The sequence below is a fragment of the Archangium gephyra genome (genome assembly GCF_042230915.1).
GTDB lineage: Bacteria > Myxococcota > Myxococcia > Myxococcales > Myxococcaceae > Archangium > Archangium gephyra_B.
On record NZ_CP102578.1, the window covers coordinates 1532941 to 1551708 of the forward strand.

The 18768-nt window shown below is 70.8% G+C and carries 15 protein-coding genes; 7 read left to right on the forward strand and 8 right to left on the reverse strand.

Annotated elements, in window-relative coordinates:
- Positions 1-133: 133 nt before the first annotated feature.
- From NR798_RS06230 to NR798_RS06255, 6 genes are all read left to right on the forward strand, one after another.
- On the forward strand, positions 134-3208 hold the full coding sequence (locus NR798_RS06230; protein ID WP_375770496.1) for an MG2 domain-containing protein: 3075 nt from the start codon (positions 134-136) through the stop codon (positions 3206-3208).
- Positions 3205-5538: an alpha-2-macroglobulin family protein gene (locus NR798_RS06235; RefSeq protein WP_375770497.1), complete on the forward strand. Its 2334-nt coding sequence runs from the start codon at positions 3205-3207 to the stop codon at positions 5536-5538. Before NR798_RS06230 ends, NR798_RS06235 begins: the two co-directional genes overlap by 4 nt.
- A gap of 265 nt (positions 5539-5803) precedes the next feature.
- Complete coding sequence (locus NR798_RS06240) at positions 5804-7756, forward strand: DUF4185 domain-containing protein (RefSeq protein ID WP_375773730.1); 1953 nt, start codon at positions 5804-5806, stop codon at positions 7754-7756.
- A 36-nt stretch (positions 7757-7792) separates the two neighbouring features.
- On the forward strand, positions 7793-8539 hold the full coding sequence (locus NR798_RS06245; RefSeq protein ID WP_375770498.1) for an RNA ligase family protein: 747 nt from the start codon (positions 7793-7795) through the stop codon (positions 8537-8539).
- Between the two features lie 12 nt (positions 8540-8551).
- Positions 8552-9223, forward strand: coding sequence for a hypothetical protein (locus tag NR798_RS06250; RefSeq protein WP_375770499.1), 672 nt, complete (start codon positions 8552-8554; stop codon positions 9221-9223).
- Positions 9220-10113, forward strand: a complete 894-nt coding sequence (locus NR798_RS06255) for a nucleotidyl transferase AbiEii/AbiGii toxin family protein (protein WP_375770500.1) — start codon at positions 9220-9222, stop codon at positions 10111-10113. Before NR798_RS06250 ends, NR798_RS06255 begins: the two co-directional genes overlap by 4 nt.
- Here NR798_RS06255 and NR798_RS06260 read toward each other — a convergent pair.
- The 7 genes from NR798_RS06260 to NR798_RS06290 form a co-directional block, all read right to left on the reverse strand.
- On the reverse strand, positions 10040-10270 hold the full coding sequence (locus NR798_RS06260) for a hypothetical protein (protein WP_375770501.1): 231 nt from the start codon (positions 10268-10270) through the stop codon (positions 10040-10042). The genes NR798_RS06255 and NR798_RS06260 overlap by 74 nt on opposite strands.
- A gap of 183 nt (positions 10271-10453) precedes the next feature.
- Positions 10454-11224 carry a hypothetical protein gene (locus tag NR798_RS06265; RefSeq protein WP_375770502.1) on the reverse strand — a complete coding sequence of 257 codons (771 nt, stop codon included), beginning with the start codon at positions 11222-11224 and terminating at the stop codon, positions 10454-10456.
- Between the two features lie 90 nt (positions 11225-11314).
- The gene (locus NR798_RS06270; protein ID WP_375773731.1) at positions 11315-12178 is read right to left on the reverse strand and encodes a hypothetical protein; all 864 of its coding nucleotides are present in this window, start codon (positions 12176-12178) and stop codon (positions 11315-11317) included.
- A gap of 78 nt (positions 12179-12256) precedes the next feature.
- The gene (locus NR798_RS06275) at positions 12257-12682 is read right to left on the reverse strand and encodes a hypothetical protein (RefSeq protein ID WP_375770503.1); all 426 of its coding nucleotides are present in this window, start codon (positions 12680-12682) and stop codon (positions 12257-12259) included.
- A gap of 79 nt (positions 12683-12761) precedes the next feature.
- Complete coding sequence (locus tag NR798_RS06280; RefSeq protein WP_375770504.1) at positions 12762-13553, reverse strand: ZIP family metal transporter; 792 nt, start codon at positions 13551-13553, stop codon at positions 12762-12764.
- 14 nt (positions 13554-13567) lie between these two features.
- Positions 13568-14350 carry an alpha/beta fold hydrolase gene (locus NR798_RS06285; RefSeq protein ID WP_375770505.1) on the reverse strand — a complete coding sequence of 261 codons (783 nt, stop codon included), beginning with the start codon at positions 14348-14350 and terminating at the stop codon, positions 13568-13570.
- Positions 14351-14396: 46 nt separating this feature from the next.
- Complete coding sequence (locus NR798_RS06290) at positions 14397-15728, reverse strand: erythromycin esterase family protein (protein WP_375770506.1); 1332 nt, start codon at positions 15726-15728, stop codon at positions 14397-14399.
- A gap of 195 nt (positions 15729-15923) precedes the next feature.
- Between NR798_RS06290 and NR798_RS06295 the strand changes: the two genes are divergently transcribed.
- The gene (locus tag NR798_RS06295) at positions 15924-16517 is read left to right on the forward strand and encodes a chalcone isomerase family protein (RefSeq protein WP_375770507.1); all 594 of its coding nucleotides are present in this window, start codon (positions 15924-15926) and stop codon (positions 16515-16517) included.
- A 6-nt stretch (positions 16518-16523) separates the two neighbouring features.
- Here NR798_RS06295 and NR798_RS06300 read toward each other — a convergent pair whose 3' ends face one another.
- The gene (locus NR798_RS06300; RefSeq protein ID WP_375770508.1) at positions 16524-17729 is read right to left on the reverse strand and encodes a cyclic nucleotide-binding domain-containing protein; all 1206 of its coding nucleotides are present in this window, start codon (positions 17727-17729) and stop codon (positions 16524-16526) included.
- Positions 17730-18768 lie beyond the last annotated feature (1039 nt).

Sequence of the window (18768 nt, forward strand, 5' to 3'; positions counted from 1 at the left end):
CTGTGGGGGTCCAGGTAGCGGAAGCTGTAGACCAGCACCTCGCTCTGAATCAATCCCCCGGCCCTGGAACCTGCCCGGGAGGAAACGGCACCCGACCCTGCTCCTGGCGTAGGATGCCGGCTGGGGAGAGCAGATGAACATCCGTTTCAATCGCCGGGTCGCGCTCGGCATCGCCGCGGTGCTCGCCGTGGGGCTGGTGAGGTGGGCCACCTCGGACGTGTGCGTGTCCGCCTGGGTCTTCCAGGGGGTGAAGGTGCATCGCTGCCCGGATGGCAATTTCCGGCAGACCGTGGGCCTGCGGGCCGATGGGCTGGCCCGGGAGGCCATTGGCACCCTCCATGTGTCGGCCGAGGCCCATGGGGCCACCGAGAATGCCTGGGAGCGGCTGAGCGCCCCGGTGCGGCGTCTGGAGGCCTCGCTCTTCCTCGTGGACGCCGGGGGAAAGGAGTCCCCCCTCTCGTCCGAGGGGCGCTGGGAGCAGGATGATTCCGACTTCTCCCTGCGCGCCCCGGTGAAGCTGCCCGCGCTGCCGGATGGGGACTACACGCTGCGCGCCCGCGTCACCACGCCGGTCGGCACCGAGACGGTGGATGCCCCGCTGGCGCTCTACGCTCCCGCCCGCGTCCACGTGCTCACCGACCGGCCTCTCTACGAGCCCGGCCACCAGGTGCGCTTCCGCGCCGTGGTGCTGCGCGCGAAGGATCTCTCGCCCATCGACGGGCGCCCCGGCACGTGGTTCGTCACCGACCCCTCCGGCGAGGTGGTGCTGGAGCAGCGCATGCCCGCGGGCCCCTGGGGCGTGGTGGCCGGGGACTTCCCGCTGGACCGCGGCGCACCCACCGGCAGATGGACGGCGCGCTGGACGAGCGGGGATGCCTCCGGCGAGGCCTCCTTCCAGGTGAAGCCCTTCACCCTGCCGCGCTTCCGGGTGGAGGCCGTCAGCACGAAGCCCTTCTGGCGCGTGGGCGAGTCGCCCGTCGTCGAGGGCCGGGTCGTCTACAGCTCGGGCGCGCCGGTGGCGGAGGCGGCGGTGGACGTCACCTGGAATGCCTCGGGCCGGTGGCCGGCTCCCATCGAGTGGCTCGACGGGAAGGCGAAGGACGGGTTGCCCCGCAAGGCGCGCACGGATGCCGCGGGACGCTTCCGGCTCACCCTGCCGCGCGTGCCCTATGACCTGCGCGGCCAGGCCACCCTCTCCGCGTGGCTGTCCGCCACGGACCCCGCGGGAGACCAGGTGCAGGGCGGCGCCTCGGTGCTGCTCGCCGAGGATGCGCTCTCCGTGTCGGCGGTGACGGAGCTGTCCGACGGCCTGGCGGAGGGCTACAGCAACCGCGTCTACCTGCGCGCCACCACTGCCGATGGCCAGCTGCTGCCCGGCGCGGAGCTCACCGTGAAGCGCGCGTGGGACCCGCATGACGAGGGCGTGCGCGCGGTGACGGACGAGGACGGCGTGGCCTCCTTCCAGCTGGACCCGGGCCCGCCCGTCAACGTCGTCCTTCCCGCCATGCCGGTGCGCCGCGTGCCTCCGCCTCCTCCGGTGGCGTTGAGCTCGGTGAGGGACCTCTTCTCGGACAGCGGCTCGCCCGCCCTGGAGGACCAGCTCGCCCTGGAGCGGTGGCTGGAGTCCCTGCACCCCTGTGCGCGCTTCGTGTCGCCCGAGGAGGGCTCCGCCCAGGTGACACTGGGCGTGCGCGTGGCCGCCGGGGGCTCGGTGGTGGACGTGACGTCGGATGGCTTGCCGCTGGGCACCTGCCTCGCCTCGGTGGTGCGGGGGCGCTCGCTGCCGCCCGGCCGCGAGCGGGTGCTGGGACTCACCCTGGAGGTGAGCGACCCGGAGCTGCCCACGCTCGAATTCCAGGTGCTCGACGTCTCCGGCGTCAGCGAGGGGTTGGTGGAGGCGCTGCGGCTCGCGGCGCTCGATGCGCGCGAGTGCCTGCCCGGGAATCTCTCGCTGTCCGCGCCACTGCCGGCCGCGCTCACCTGGCGCACGCGCCCGAAGCAGCGCGAGGTGGAGGTGGGCTGGGCGTCCCTGCCCCGCGAGGAGGGCATGCTCTCCGCGGCCCCCCTGTCCTGCATCCAGTCCCGCCTCGCGCGGCTGGTGCTGAACGCCGAGCCGGGAAGTGCCATGGGCGTGGTGCGCTTTACCGCCGAGCCCGCGAGCGACGGCTCCGAGGGCGACGTGGCCCAGGAGACGACGCTGCTCGGCTACGAGCTGGGGGTAAGCGCGAAGGTGGGCAAGGAGGACGTGGGCTCGACGAAGCTGGTGCTGTCGCCGGCCCGGTTGCCGCCCGCGCGCCTGAGGGCCACGCCGGTGCTGGCGCGCGCGGGGGAGGAGGTACGCCTCGAGCTGATGCGCGGCCCGGACTTCAGCGGGGAGCTGCCCGAGGAGCTCATCCTCATGGCCGGGGAGAAGGAGCTGAAGGCGAAGGTGGAGAACAAGGCGGCGCGCTTCCTCCTGCCCGGGGACTTCGAGGGCTGGGCCGAGGCGAGCTGGGCGGGAGCGGTGGCCCGGGTGTACGTGGCGCCGCGCGCACAGCTCGCGCTGGAGGTGACGCCGGACAAGACGGCCTACGCGCCCGGCGAGCTGGCGCACCTCCAGGTGCACACGCGGGTGGATGGCAAGGACGGCCCGGCGGCGGTGGGCCTCTTCGGCGTGGACGACAGCCTGTCGCAGCTCGTGCCGCTGCCGGGGGCGGGGGCGCTCGACGGCATGCGTCCGGCGCCCACGGTGGCGTCGCCGGCCTTCGACGTGCTGGATGGGACGGCGCTCGCCATGGGCCGCATCCGGGGGGCCAACGCGGCCGCCGCCACGCTGCTGCGGGTGTCGGGCGTGCCGCAGCGGGATGGCGGGGAGCGGCGGCTGTCGCTCTCCGTGGCGAAGCCCTTCGAGCCGGAGGTGGAGCTGACCGAGCCCTTCTACCGGGTGCTCGCGGAGCTGTCGGTGCAGGCGCGTGCGTGGGAGGAGTCGGCGCCCCAGGGCGAGACGCTCTCGCCCGCGGGGATGACGAAGCTGTGGGAGAAGGCGCTCGAGGCCTGTGAGAAGCGCGGCGAGGCGGTGACGGACGCCTTCGGCCGCCGGTTGAAGCTGTCGAGGCTGCCGCCGGAGATGCTGGCCCTCACCGACCCGCGGGCGGTGGTGGTGAACGGCACGCGGCTGCCCGAGGACGTCGAGAACTGGGGCGCGTGGGTCGCCCGGGAGGCGCCATGAAGCGCTACGTCGTTGTGGGTGGGGTATGCCTCGTCGCGGGCTTCGCGCTGAACACGTGCGTGCGGAGTCTGGCGCGCTACGAGGCTCCTTCCGCGTCCGCGCTGGCGGGCTACGACCGCTCGGCGGGGAAGAAGAGCCTCGAGGCCTTCGGCGAAGCGGACGCGGACATGGCGGCCGAGGAGGCCATGGCGCCACCGGCCCAGGCCGTCGTGGGAGGCGTGTTGGGGGGCAGGGGAGGAGGAGGGGAGGGCTTCGCGATGAAGGCCGAGGCCCCGGGAGCGCCGCCACCGCCGCCACCGCCCGCGCCCCCGGCCGAGGCGCCGGCCACGCCGGGACGGGCCTGGTTCCCCGAGACGTTCCTCTTCGAGCCGCTGGTGGTGACGGATGCGTCCGGCTCGGCCTCGGTGCCGGTGAAGGTGCCGGACCGGCTGACGAACTGGCGGGTGCTGGCGCTGGCGCACTCGCGCTCGGGAGCGCAGGCCGGGGCGGTGAGCGGCTTCGCGGGCACGCTGCCCACCTACGTGGACCCGGTGCTGCCGCCCTTCCTGCGCGCGGGTGATGTGGTGCGCGTGCCGGTGCAGGTGGTGAACACCACGGGCACGCCGGTGACGCGCCCGCTGAAGGTGGAGGCGCAGGGCGCGGCGGTGGAGGGAGGCTCGCGCACGGTGACGGTGCCGGCGGCGGGCAGCGTGGTGGAGTACGTGACGGTGCGGGCGGCGCAGCCCGGGCCGGTGACGCTGCGGGCCTCGCTGGGGGGCACGGACTCGGTGGTGCGCACCTTCGACGTGTGGCCCACGGGACGGCCGGTGGCGGAGACGCACGGTGGCACCCTGGCCGCACCGCGCACCCTGGAGCTGGCGGGCGCGGAGGACGCGGTGGCGGGCAGCGAGCGGGTGCGGCTGCTCGTCTTCCCGGGCGCGCTGGGCGTGCTGCGCGCGGAGCTGTCCGCGGCGTCCGGGCGCGGAGGCGTGGCCGAGGATGGCTATGCGCTGCTGCTCGCCGGCCGCGCGCCGGAGCTGCTGAAGTCGTTGGGCGCGACGGCGGACGCGGAGTCGTTGAAGCACATGTCGGCGCTCGCCGGGCAGCGGGTGCTGCGGGCGGGCCGTGCACCGGACGTGGCCACGGCGGCACTGCTGGCGGAGGCGGCGCTGGCGCACCCGGACAACCCGGTGCTGGCGCGTCTGGGCGAGCGCCTGTCGGGACAGGTGGCCTCGGCGCAGCGGCCGGATGGGACGTGCCAGGGCGCGGACGGGTGGACGTTGCAGCGGCTGCTGGTGGCCACCGCGGAGTGCACCCGGGCGGTGCGTGCCGGGGCGGGCTCGGAGGCGGGGCGCCGCAGGGCCTCGGGCTTCGGCGCGCGTGTGGCGGGCGCCTTCGAGCGCTACGTGGCGCGGGTGCAGGACGGCTACACGGCGGCGGCGATCCTGGCCAGCGGGGGCGTGTCCGGCACGGTGCGGGATGCGCTGCGCAAGCAGGTGCGAGAGGCCATCCGGAGCCGGCAGGACGGCTCCGTCTACCTGCCGGTGGGAGCGGGCGTGGTGCGCGCGGATGGGCGCGTGCCCTCGGAGGCCGAGGCCACCGCGCTCGCGGTGCTGGCGCTCGTGGACGACAAGGAGGCGCCGCTGGCGGACCTGGGCACCTCGCTGCTCGCGGACTACCGGCCCGAGCGCGGATGGGGGGATGGGCGCGCCAACCTCGTGGGCCTTCAGGCGGCACTGGCGCTCTTCAAGGAGCCACTGCCGTCGCAGGTGAGGGTGGTGCTGGAGCGGGACGGCAAGGTGGTGACGGAGGGCACGTTCGACGCGAAGGCGCTGCGGGAGGTGCTCGCGTTGGAGGGAGCGGCGGCGGGCTCGGCGGGCAAGCACTCGTGGACGGTGCGCGCGGAGCCGGCGGTGCCGGGACTGGGCTTCTCGCTGACGCTGGGGGCCTACGTGCCGTGGCGCGCGAGCGAGACGGGCCGTGGGCTGGAACTGTCGGTGAAGGGCCCGGCGGAGGTGAAGGTGGGAATGCCGGCCGAGGTGACGGTGCAGGCGGCCTCGCCCGCGGGGATGGCGCTCACGCTGCGCCAGGGACTGCCCGCGGGGGTGCAGGTGGACCGCGCGAGCCTGGATGCGCTGGTGAGCCAGGGGAAGGTGACGTCCTACGAGGTGGAGGATGGGGCGGTGAGCCTCGAGCTGCCGCCCCGAGGCGTGGCCGAGCCCTTCAGTGCCCGGTTCCGGGTGGTGCCGACGCTGGCGGGCTCACTGCAGGCGGGGGCCTCGAGCCTGACGCCGGTGAACGTGCCGGAGCAGGTCTTCCACGTGCCCCCGGCCACCTGGGCGGTGCGCTGAGCCCGCTGGGCGGTGCGCTGAGCCCATCTGCTCTCCATCTCCCCCACATCCCCTCTCCCTTTGGGAGAGGGACGGGGTGAGGGTATCGAAGCTCCCGGGTTGCCACCGTGTCCGCGCCTCCGATTTCACGAGGGCGGAGACAACCCGGACCGTGTTCCCCAGATAATGAAAAGCACGTTTTAACGGAAAATAACGTGCTACGAGTTTTCCTCGTTTGAGTCTGGGTCATCGAGCACGGAGGTTGCGGAACATGAATCACGGGTGGATGAGGAAGTCGTGCGTCTTGGCGCTGGCGCTGGGCGTCGCCGTTCACGCGAGTCCGGCCGGAGCGGTCACGCCGACGAATGTGACCAGGGTCTCACGTGTGACGGGAGCCACTCCCGCAGGGGAGTTCCTCCCCAATCCCAATCAAACGCATACGAATTACGAGGTGATGGGCACGGACCTCGGCATCATGTGGGACAAGGGGGGCGGGGAGATCTTCGTCCTGTTCGGCGACACCTTCGGCCATGGCTGGTGTGGCAACGGTGGGTGCGGAGGGGGCTGGCGCAGCAACGTGCTCGCGAGGTCTTCCGACAAGACGCTGGCGGACGGCCTGTCCTTCTCCACGATGATCCAGGACTACGCGGGGCACGCGAAGGAACTCCTGTACTCGAAGAAGCTCAACTTCGATGAGATCACCGTCATCCCGACGGCGGGCGTCACCGTGGGCGCGCGGCATTACATCCACTACATGTCCGTCAACAACTGGGGCGAGGCGGGCAGGTGGTCCACCAACTACTCCGGAATCGCGTACTCGGACGACAACGGGCAGAACTGGATCAAACACCCGAGCGCGAGGTGGCCGAACACCAGCACCTGGACGAACAACTTCCAGATGGCGGCCTTCGTCAAGAACGGGGGCTTCGTCTACATGTACGCGACGCCGAATGGCCGCTTCGGCAACGTGTACCTGGCCCGGGTGCCCGAGACCGCGCTGCTGAACATCAATGACTACCGGTACTGGGATGGCAATGGCTGGTCGTCCTCCCAGGCCGCGGCCGTGCCCGTGGCGATGGGTGGCGCGGGCGAGCTCTCCGTCGCCTACAACTCCTATTTCGGTCGGTTCCTCATGACCTACCTGAACGAGAACCGTCAGGCGGTGGTGATGCGGGACGCCCCGACGCCGACGGGGCCGTGGAGCGGCGAGAAGGTGCTCGCGAGCGCGACGGAGTACCCCGGCCTCTACAACGCGTTCATCCATCCCTGGGCCACCAGCGGGACCGACCTGTACTTCGTCATGTCCCAGTGGACGCCCTACAACACGTTCCTGCTGAGGGCCTCGCTGACGAGCGACACGTTTGGCGACAACCTGATCTCCGAGCCCGGCTTCGAGACCCAGGCGGCCACGGCCGTGATGACGCCCTGGTACGTGCAGGGCAGTGGAGGAATCGACCGCAACCTGGGCACCGCGCGGACGGGCCAGGACGCGGGCTACGTGCGCGCCAGCAGCGGCTGGAATGCCCTCAAGCAGAGCGTGGCCGTCCAGCCTTATACCGACTACACGCTGAGGGGCTGGGTGCGCACCTCCGCCAACAACACGGCGGGCTATTTCGGAGTCAGGGGCGTGAACACCGGCCCCATCGTGGGGGAGACGCCGTTCGGCGCCTTGACGGGCTACACGCAGCTCACCGTGTCCTTCAACTCCGGTCCCAACTCCATGCTCGAGGTCTACGGCGGCATGTGGGCGAACAACGGTGACACCTGGGTGCAACTCGATGACGTCAGTCTCACCCGTGGCGCCAACCTCGTGGGCCATCCCGGCTTCGAGCAGCAGTCTTCCTCGACCGCGTCTTCACCCTGGTACGCCGAGGGCAACGCGGGAATCGATCGCAACCTCGGGTTCGCCAGGACCGGGGCCAACAACGCCTGGGTGAGGAACAGCACCGGCTGGAATGCCATCAAGCAGGAGGTCTCGGTGGTCCCGAACACGCTCTACACCCTGAGGGCGTGGCTCAAGACGTCGGGGAACTTCAACGATGGCTACTTCGGCGCGCGGATGCTGAACGGCGGGCCCATCCTGAGCGAGACCCACCTGATCCAGCCCCTGGCTGGCTATACCCAGGTGACGGTGCAGTTCAATTCCGGTGCGAACCACAGCGTCGAGCTGTTCGCGGGACTCTGGGCCACCAGCGACACCTGGATGCAGGTGGACGACTTCAGCCTGACCCGGAATTGACCGGGGCGGCCCGGCACCGGTGCTACCCTCGCACCGGTGCCGCCCCCTCCCGACCCGGATTTCCGCCCGCTCGGCCGCAAGGCCTATGGCTCGATTCCCCACCTCCCGGGCTCTCGCACCGGGCCGGCGGATCGCCACCTGTCCCTCGCGCTGGCGCGCATCTGCACCGAGCGGGCCCGCGATGCCCACGATCACATCGTGGTGCTGGAGAAGCTCGACGGCTCGTGCGTGGCCGCGGCGCGCGTGGGGGACTCCGTGCTCGCCCTGGGCCGCGAGGGACGTCTGGCGGCCCGGTCTCCCAATGAGTCCCGCCGGCTCTGGGCGGCCTGGGTCGCCGCGCACACGGAGCGCTTCCTGGCCGTGCTCCAACCCGGAGAGCGGCTCGTGGGCGAGTGGCTGGCCCTCGCGCATGGCACCCGCTACGTGCTGCCGCATGAGCCCTTCGTCGCCTTCGACCTGATGCGGGACGGCGAGCGGCTGCCGTGGCATGCCGTCACCGAGCGCGTCCGGACGGGCGGCTTCGTGACGCCGGGGCTGATCCACGAGGGCGGGCCGCTGGGAATCCAGGCGGTGATGGAGCGGCTCCAGGCGGGCGGCTTCCATGGCGCCGTGGACCCGGTGGAGGGGGCCGTCTGGAGGGCGGAGCGGCGAGAGGGCGCCGCTGTCAGGGTGGAGTTCCTCGCCAAGTATGTACGGCCGGAGAAGGTGGATGGCAGCCTCCTGCCGGAGAACACGGGGCGCGCCGCCGTCTGGAACTGGCGCCCCGAGGCGCCGCAGCCGTAGGGAGGCGCCGTCGTGTATGGCTCGATCGTCACCGGGAACCCGTCCAAGCCCGAGAGCCGGGGGGGCGCTTTCGAGGCGCACATCACCGTCTCCGCGCGCTCCGAGGAGGAGCTGCGGCGCTTCCGCGCGTTCTGCGACGCGGCCTCGGTGAAGTGCATCTTCATCGAGCTGGGCCGTGGCGCCGAGCCCTTCCAGCCCATGACGGCCTCGTACCACCACGGCACGCTCCGTCATGCGCTCGAGGAGGCGCGGGCCATGGCGCGCGACCTGGCGTCCGAGGGCTTCGACGTGAAGCGCCTGAAGCTGGAGGCCCTGGGCAAGAACCGGGACATTCCCGAGGACGACGCGACGGCACGCGCCCAGCCCGCGAACTACTTCGAGTTCCACGTGAAGGTGCTGCTGCCTTCCGGGGACTCGGACGTCGAAGCGCTGCGGGCCCGCTGTGAGAAACATGGCGCGCACCTGTCTCGCAACGCGCGCAAGGTGCGGGAGGACGGTGCGTCCGAGCGCTTCGTCACGCTCCGGGTGTACGGCCTGGGCCGGGCCAACGCGGATGCGCGCTTCTCGGCGCTGTTGGAGGACCTGGCGGCCACGGGGCTGAAGCTGACGCAGTGGATGCGGGAGTGGACGGTGTACGACTCCAATCACGGGCTGGACCGGGGTTGGTTGGGAGACGCGACGTGAATGCCCATGAGTTGCCGTTGCGCGCCGGGGCGGCCGTGCTGCGCCGCCTCGCGTGCTCTCCGGAGCGGGAGTCGTTCGTCCTGCGCGGCGGGCTGATGATGCGGCTGTGGAGCGGTCCGGTGCCTCGGCCGGTGGAGGATCTGGACTTCCTCGCCCGGTTCTCCTTCGACGCGGCGGACACCGTGAAGCGGTTGGAGTCCGTCCTCCGGGCCGGAGTGGAGGATGGCTTCTCCTTTGGCGCACCGCGGTCCGAGGTCATCTGGGCGGAGACGGCGTTTCCGGGCGTGCGGGTCTTCGTGGAGACGCGGCTGCCCGGCGTGGACGGGAGCTTCGAGCTGCGCATCGACACGGGCTTCGGCGACCCCATGGACCCGGGCCCCGCGTGGACGGAGTACGAGGTGGGGGAAGCCCAGGCGGCGCGGGTGCTCGCGTGCCGGCCTGAGACGCTGCTCGGGTGGAAGGTGCACGGCCTCTTCGAGCGGGGAAAGGGCCGCTTCCGTCCCAAGGATCTCTTCGACGTGTACCTGCTCACCCGGTACGCGCCGCTGGAGGCCGCGCTGCTGCCCCGGGCGCTGCGGCTGGCGTTCGAATCGCGCGGGGATTCGCTGGAGTTGATGGAGCGGCTGATGGCGGGCGAGTTCGGCCGGAGCCCGTGGAGCAACGAGAAGTGGGCGCGCTATCGACACAGCCAGCCCAAGGGCCGTCCGGAGGCCCTGGCCGAGGTGGTGGCCGCGGTCGCCACGGCGCTCCGTCCCACGTGGGAGGCCGCGCGCGGGGCCCAGGTCCTGGTGGGGCACGCCTTGCCGGGGCGGGCGCTCAGTGCGTCAGCGGCGGACCCCGATGGGTCCTGTCCCGAGACAGACCCCACGCCACCAGCGCAACGACGATGACAGCGAGCACCGCGAGCCAGAGCCAGCCCATGCCCCACCGGGTGGAGTCGTAGACTTCATAGGGCTCGATGGGCTCGGCCGGCGGCTGGGCGAGCGCCAGCGCCGGGGTGAGGAAGAGCGACCACAGGAATGCCTGCAGGGCGCGGAGATGGAGCATGGGGGGCCTCCCGCGGCCTGGATGCACCGGGCCGCTCCTTGAACGGTCTTCACCTTCGGAGACCTGGACAAGGCACGGCCCCAGTGCACTCGGGCGAGCGGTGGGAACCCGGGAGCCTCGATACCCTCACCCCGACCCTCTCCCGGAGGGCGAGGGGAAATCGGGTTCGCTTGGGAAGCCGTGTTACAGCGGGGGGCGGACGTAGGCGCCGTCTTCCCGGCTGTAGTCCTGGATGTAGACGCGATCGGACGTGCCCGTCTCCTTGCCCTTGCGCGCTGGCTTCTTCGTCTCCGCCGGGGGCTCGTTCTTCCGCTCGGGGGCTTCCACGGCGATCGTCTTCAGCTCCGCATCCGAGGCTCGCGCCCTGTCGATGGCGGCCGCGTCGTAGATGGAGATCCACCAGCCTCCGTAGCTCCCCTCCGCCGTGGGGGGCGTGACCTCGAACGTGAGGCCCGCGCGCTCCAGCTTGTCTTCCTCGAGCGACAGGCCGTGGAGCAGCTCCCGGTCGCCCGCCTGCTGGAGGAGCCCGGCCATCAGGCTGCGCAGCTCCTCCTTGGTGCGGGTCTTGCCCGCGTAGATGCCGATCTCCACGCCCGCGGGGTGCTGGGGGTCTCCGTAGATGTTGAGCTCGCCCCGGGCCGTCTCGTACGTGAGGTAGGGCACGTAGCGGAAGACGCCGGTGTCGATGACTTCCGACGGAACCTGCTTGAGATCCTTCGCCCCGAACTTCGTCGCGAAGGTCTCGATGATGAGCCCGGAGTCGATCAAGCGGCCCTCGGTCACGGGCTGTCTTCTGGCCGCGGCAGGAGCCGACAACGGTGCCGAGGCGGACTTCAGCGCCGGAGCGGGAGGAGGCGCGGGCTGCTCACGGAGCTGCGAGCGCCCCGGATTCGGGCAACCACCGAGCAACACCATCGTGAGCATTCCACTGGCGACAGCCGACTTCGGACTCATCTTCCCCCTCGCACGGAACGGAATCATCAGGTGCGAGGACTCTACCGGATGGCGGCGTGGACTCGATAGCCGCTCGGAGTGAAGCCCGGCTCAGCCGTTCGGGCCCGAGTGGGGCTGCGACGTGTCGCCGGGCATGGAGCGCAGCCGGCGGACGGCACGCAGCAGCAGCTCGCCGTCGAGCGGATTGGAGACGTAGCCCTTCGCTCCAATCTGGTGGGCCCGCTCGAGGTCCTCGTCCGTGGAGGTCCCGGAGAGGATGAGCGCGCCGGAGATGCGCGCCTCGCCCGCCAGCAGCCCCTCCATGGCCTGCACCGGGGCAATCACGATGTCCGAGGCGGACGAGTGCATGACCTCCAGCGGAGTGGCGACCTTGGTCCGCAGCCCATGCCTCGCGAGTGCTCGCGAGATGAGGGTGGCGGTGACGGGAGGCCACGCGTAGAGCAGCAGGGGCGCATCCGGAGCCGGGGCGCTGGTGGAACCGGTGGCCGGCTCGGTGACGTCATCCTGGAGGCCGTAGAGCGCGGCGAGCGCATGGCCCAGCGCCGTGTCCGACGCGAGGTGCGGCTCGACGCGGGGCTTGCCGGAGACCGCGCGCACCGCGTCCAGCGCCTCGAGCGAAGCCGGGGCGGGTATGGCGATGTGCAGCACCACGCGCTCGCCCTTCTCCAGCCGCAGCGGCACCACCCGGTACTTCTGGGCGATGCGCTTGGGCACCAGCCGGGTGAGCTTGGGGTCCAGGCGCTCGCGATCCAGGTCGATGGCGGGCAGGCCGAGCTGCATCGAGAGCGCGCGCAGGATGTCGGCCTCGGTGCACAGCCCCTCGCGCACCAGCGCCCGGCCGAGCGGTACCCGGGTCTCGTGGTGGTGCACCAGGCCGAGCCGGAGCTGGGCCCGGTCGATGAGCCCCAGCTCCATCAGGATTTCACCGAGCATGCGCTTGGACCCGAGCTGCATGGCTGTAACCGTTGCCATGCGGCCCCTGCCCGGCGATGGGCACCCGGGCGAGCCCCTGTCTCGCCGGCTGCTCTCCGGTCAGAAGTCGACGAGCGCGGCCCGGCCCCGGAGCGGCACGACGACGTACGTCTGCAACTGGGCGTCGGTGGGAATCCGGGCGAACCGGCTGCGCGTGAGAATGCCCTGCGTCTCGATGCGTACCTCGCGCTCGGGGCCATCGACGCGGGCCCTCGGAATCAACACGGTGAAGAGGAGCGAGCCCGCGTCCGCATCCGGCTCGAGCGTGAGGGTCACCAGCGTTCCCATCTCCGTCTCTACCTGGCGGATCTCCTCTCCGCTCGCGTTCACCTCGCGGCAGGAGTCCTGGTAGTGGAACCGGGCATCCCCGGTGAAGCTGGTGGTCGAGAAGTGGATGGAGACTCCCCGGCCCGATAGCTCGAACATGTTGGGCATGGCCGGCTCGGGAAGGTTCTCCGGGATGGGGTTTACGGGTTCGGCTTCCATGTGCTCCTCCTGTCGTTCGCAGTGCAGCCGGAGAGGGCTGCCTCGCAGGATGGAGGCGTTGAGTTCCGGACGTGACGCGTCAGCCGTGCGCGCCGAGCACGTGCCGCTCGAGCACACCCGCGGTGGCCACGAGCGCCAGTCCCAGGAGGAAGCCGAGCAGGCGGCCGCGAGCGGTGCGCTGGTCCGGGGTGTGGCGCAGCTCCGGCAGCAGGTCCGTGGCGCCGATGTAGAGGAAGGTGCCGCTGGCGAGCGCGAGGATGATGCCCTCCAGGCCCGCCACCCACCGCGAGCCCAGCAGCACCGCTCCGGCCCCGGCCACCGCGGTGAGCTGCACGGCCCCGAGGGCCAGCAGCGCTCGGGCGCGTGACAGTCCCGCGGCGCGCAGCAGCGCGTAGTCCCCCACCTCCTGCGGAAGCTCGTGGGCGATCACCGCCAGCGCGGTGGCCACCCCGGCCTGGGGCGAGACGAGGAAGGCCGCCGCCACCGCCGCGCCGTCTCCGATGTTGTGCAGCGCGTCCGCCGCCAGCAGCGACGGCACCACGGTGGTGGGGGCGTTCATGGCCTCGGCGTGGTGGTGGGGATGGCCCGGGGCATGGGTCGAGTGGTCATGGTGATGGGGTCCGAGGAACCACTCGACGAAGGTGAGGGCGAGGAAGCTGGCCAGGGCCCACCGGAAGGCACCCATGCCCGCGGCCTCGACGGCCTCGGGGAGGATCTCCAGGAACACCGCGCCCAGGAGTGCCCCGGCCGCGAAGGCCACCAGCGCCGCCAGGTGACGCTTGAGCCAGCGCTCGGAGAGGAGCCCACCCGTCAACCCCGCGAGGCCGTCCGCCAGGACCGCCAACCAGATGAAGAGGGTGGTGCGCTCCATTCAGGTGTCCCAGGTCAGGTGTCCGAGGTGAGCCAGCGCAGCAGCGCGTCCGGGGCATCCACGTGGACGAAGTGGCCCGCTTCAGCGAGCGTAGCCACCGGGCAGCCCAGGGCCTCCATCCGCGCCACATCCGCGTCGGAGACGTAGTGGGCCCGGCCGCCGCGGATGCAGCGCACCTTCGCGCCCGGGAGCGCCAGCGCGTCCCAGAGGTCCTCTCCGTTCACCCGCGCGTGGAACTCGGCGAGCGACTCGCGGTCGAAGCGCCAGCGCACCGTGCCGTCCGGTGCCGGCTCCAGGTTCATGAGGAGCCAGTCCGAGAGCGGCCCGGACAGCCCGCGCCCCGTCAGCTCCGTGCGCATCGTCCGGCGGTCCGGCGCGCCAGGTGGCGCGGCCCGGAGGATCTCCAACACCTTGCCGCTCTCCGACAGCTGGGTGGGGATGGGGCTGGGGGTGATGTCCAGCAGCGTCACGCTGGCCACGTCGGCGGGGGAGCGCAGACTCGCGGCGAGCGACACGCGCCCGCCCAGCGAGTGCCCCACCAGCTCCAACGGCCCGTGCAGCCCCGCCGCGTGCGCCGTCTCCAGCACGTCCCCGGCCACAGTGGCCAGGGTGGCCCCGGGCGGCAGCCGTGGCGAGGCGCCGTGGCCCGTCATGTCCAGCAGGAGGAAGCGGCGGCTCTTGTCCACCTCGCTCCATGCCGTGGCCAGCGAGCGCAGGTTGCGCCCCGTGCCGAGGAAACCATGCAGCAGCACCGTTGGCCGCTGCCCCTCACCCACCTGGAAGCTCTCGAGAATCACGGTTGCCTCCTATAGCCCGGGAGCCTCCGCACCGCAGCGCCTTCGCTCACATGCCGAAAGGCCAGGTGTCCGCGGCATCCTCCTCCTCGTGGCCGGCATCCCGCTCCAGGGGGTGCAGGGCGCTGGTGAGGTCGAAGTGCAGCACCGCGTCGAACTGCGCGGGCAGGTCCGCGTGGAAGTAGTGGCTGTGGCGCTCGCTGTGAGGCGCGTAGATGACGCCGATGGCACGCTCCAGCCGCCGCTCGCGCAGGCCCGAGCCCGCCTCGCCCAGGTCCTCCATCCTCAAGAGGAAACCGGGCAGGCCCACCTCGTGGAAGAGCGCCTCGTAGCTGCCCCCCAGCGCCGGCCGCACCCGCCGCCTCAGTCCCGGCATGTCCCACTCGCGCGCGGCGATGACGGTGCCCGAGTACGTGGTGAAGCCCACGTTGTACGTCCCCTTGCCATGGCGCTCGCGCAGCAGCTGGCCCAGGTTCAGCTCGCCCTGGTCCCCCATCTGCGTGGCGCGCGCGTCGCCCAGGTGCGAGTTGTGCGCCCAGATGACCAGGCGCGCCGGGTTGCCGTAGCGGCGGCCGAGGTACTCGGACAGGGCGTCCGCGGTATCCGCCATGTGGGTGTCACGCAGGTTCCACGACTCGTCGCGCCCCGCGAACATGGTGCGGTAATAGGCCTCCGCGTCTTGCGCCAGCCGCGCGTTCTGCTCGGCATAGAAGAGCGCGTCCTGCTCGAGCGCTCCCTCCACCTCGCGGCGGCGCAGGTCCAGCAGTTGCTCGAGGACCTCCTGCGAGCAGGTGTCCGCGTAGCCATACGCCGTGGCGTGGCCGTAGGCCTGCGGATCCGTGCCGTAGCGGTCGAAGCACGCGTAGCGGTGCCGGGCCCGCTCGGCCGCCGCGGGGTCTCTCGTCTCCAGGTAGCGAATCACCTCGCGCATGGAGGAGTGCAGGCTGTAGAGGTCCAACCCGTAGAAGCCCACCTGGGGCGAGTCCTTGCCCCGCACGGCGTTGTGCGCGCGCAACCACTCCACCAGTTCCAGCACTTCCTGGTTGCGCCACATCCACCGGGGGAAGCGCTGGAAGTCGCCGAGCGCCTGCGGAGCATCCGTGTCCGTGCCCTGGCCGTGCACGTACTGGTTGAGCCGCAGCGCATCCGGCCAGTCCGCCTCCACCGCCACCGCGCTGAAGCCCCGCTCGACGATGAGCCGGCGGGTGAGCGCGGCGCGGGCCCGGTAGAACTCGTGGGTGCCATGCGTGGCCTCGCCCAGCAGGACGAAGCGCGCGTCTCCGATGCCTTCCAGCAGCGCGTCGAAGTCCGAGTCGTCGTCCTTCAGGGCAATGGCCGCGGTGCGCACGCCTTCGATGAGCTCTGGACGGAATTCCTGCACGCCATGTCTGTCTTCATCGAACGGATTCATGCATTGAAGGTGGGCAGGCGGCCCCCACCTGCCCATGCGGCCCCGACAAGCCGGAGGGTTGACAGACGGGAGGGCGCGCCCGCTCCTTGACTGGCCCTCTCCTGGCGGGCAGGCAGGCGCTCGCTTTCAATCCAGGAATAAGCGGAGTGGCCGACCCCGCAGGGCATGAACACCTTCGACGACATGGAGCCCAAGCGAGACAACATGAAGGTGGCGGCGGGGAGGGGTTGGCGGGGCATGCGCTGGCTGGTGCTGGCGATGACCCTCATGGCGGGGACGGCTCAGGCCAAGGTGATCGCGGGAGTCCGCATGCCGGACGCCATCTCGCTGCAGGGCAAGGAGCTCCTGCTGGAACACATGGAGCTCAAGAAGAAGCTCTTCTTCGAGATCTACGTCTGGGGCCTCTACCTGGAGCAGAAGCCGGACTCCACCCAGCAGGCCATCGCCTTCCAGGGACCCAAGCAGCTGCAGCTCCACTTCCGGCGCAGCATCAAGCGCGAGCAGTTGGCGGATGCCTTCCGCGCCTTCCTCTCCAACAGCCGGGCGCTGCGCTCGCCGGAGATGAAGCGCCAGTCGGAGCTGCTCGTGCAGTCCCTCAAGGGCGTGCGCAAGGGTGACACCCTGCTCATCACCTATCTGCCGGACCAGGGCCTCCATGTGTCCGGAGAGGGCAGCCGGGGCGCGATGATTCCCGGCAAGGCCTTCGCGGACGCGCTCTTCGACGCGTGGCTGTCGGAGAACCCCATCTACGAGCGCTAGCCGCGCTCAGATGAGGAAGGAGCCGCGGACCTCGGCTCCCTCGGCGAGCAGGGCGGCCGTCCGGTCCAGACGCTCGCGGCTGAGGTGGGTGAGCGCGCGGCGCACCTCGGGGTGGGGGAGCACCCGCTCCTTCACCGTCTCCTGGTCGAGCACCAGCAGCAGGCACGAGGTGGCGGCGCGCACGGTGGCGGTGACGCGCAAGTCCAGCAGCAGGGAGATCTCCCCGAAGAGCGCGCCCTCGGTCATGTCGGGGTAGGGGCGCTCGCCGCCCTCGGGATCCTGGTGCACCACCGAGCAGCGTCCGCGCAGCAGCAGGTGGAGCGCGTGGCTGCGCTGGCCCTGCTGGAGCAGCACGGTGCCCGGCTCCACGGTACGCGTCTGGAAGCGCTGGGCGATGGCCCGCTTCTGCTCGTCGGAGAGCGGCTTGAAGACGGGGTTGGACTCGAGCAGGTTGTCCAGCAGCCGGTCCTTGTAGAACTGCTGCACCACCAGCTCGAAGGCGGGGAAGCGGGCGCCGAGCTGCGCGAGCATCTCGCGCGTCACCTCCAGCAGGGTGCAGTCCCGGGTGGCGATGACGCTGGCCATGCGCGGGGCGTCCGAGATGAGCCCCATCTCGCCGAAGAAGGAGCCCTCGCCCAGCTCGGCCAGCGTGCGGGGCGGAGCGTTCTCGGGCGTGTGCACCACGCGCACCGTGCCCTGCACGAGGATGAACATGGAGTGGCCCCGCTCCCCCTCGGTGATGATGTGCTCGCCACCGTTGATGCGGCGCATCTCCAGCAGATCGATGAGCGCCAGGAAGACGTCCCGGGGGAGCTTGGAGAACAGGGGCGTGCTGGGCTCGGGCACTTCGGACTGGGGGCGCTCCTCTGCGCTCTGCATGGCGATGAGACTGGCCAGGTTCTCCTGCGTCTCCGCGTGCTGCGGATCGATGGCGAGGATGAGCTTGCAGGCGGCGATGGCGTGGATGCTGTTGCCCTCGGCGGCGTAGCGGATGGCGAGATAGTGGAACTCGCGCACGGCCTCCTGCCGGTGTCCGAGCTGGGCGAGGAGCTCGGCGACCTTGAGGCGGGCGGAGGTGTCGTGGGGCGTGAGCTCCAGCACCTTGCGGTAGTCGGCGAGAGCTTCCTCGGGCCTGCCCTGGAGGATGTTGACGGCGGCGCTGTCCTTGTATTGCCGGCTCAGCTGCTGCGCCTCAGCGGGGGAGATGGCCACGGGAACCTCCAGACGGATGCTGCGGGTACGGCGAGCCGCATGATCGGCCAGATGGAGGGCGGGGTAAAGGCACACCGCGTGGTGCCGTACGAGTGACCTGATGGGTTATGCTGCGGGCTCGGAGTCCGTTTCCGGGTGCCGTCTCATCACCGATGGAGTGTCACTGGGAGTGCCGATGAAGTGGCGCACGATTCTCGGCGTGACGGTGGGTCTGCTCCTGCCGCTGCCGTTCATGCTCGACCACTGCGCAGCCAGGCTTCCGGAGCACCCGCTACAGGCTGTCACTCCACCGGGCACGAAGATCGTCCCCATCCTCGCGCTAGACGAAAAGCGCGTGCTCCTGACCCATGGACGTTCCTGCCAGGATCCGAAGGACTGCGATCCGCCATTGGCATGCGTGGATTTCTTCTCCGGAGAAGACCGGATTTGTATCGGCAGCGATTGTAGAACGGACAGGCAATGCAAGCAGGGCTTCACCTGCCGGACCCGGCGGGTGCCAGGAGTTGACGCGCTGATACGTCAGTGTGTCCTCATCGGTTCTCAGCAAGAGGGGCAGCCCTGCGTCGACAGCGCGGCCGAGCCGGAGGATGCCTGTGGGCAAGGACTGCTTTGCGGCGGTGATTATTGTGGCAGACCCTGCCAGCTGGATGTGCCCTCGAGCTGTCCTGCTGGCTTCGTCTGCCGGGCTGGACTGGATGCTCCCTCCTGCCAGCCGTTCTGTCAGGGCGGGGATTGTCCCGAGGGCCAGGCGTGCGTCGGGGCGGGAACTCGCGAAGCCAGGTGCATGATCGTTCGTGGCGAGAACTGCCAGCATCACCCTTGTGCGGAGGGGTTGCGATGCGTCGTGAACTACACGCCTGGAACAGAGGCATGGCGCGCCACCATGGAATGCTTGAAGCCCTGTGACGCCAGGCAATCCTGCCCCGAGGGATCGGTGTGTTTCCTGGGGGGATGCCGGCAGAAGTGTGGGCCTGATGAACGAGAGGTCTGCGGCCCGCATCAGCGCTGCGCTCAATTTCCGGCCGACCGCCTCTGGATC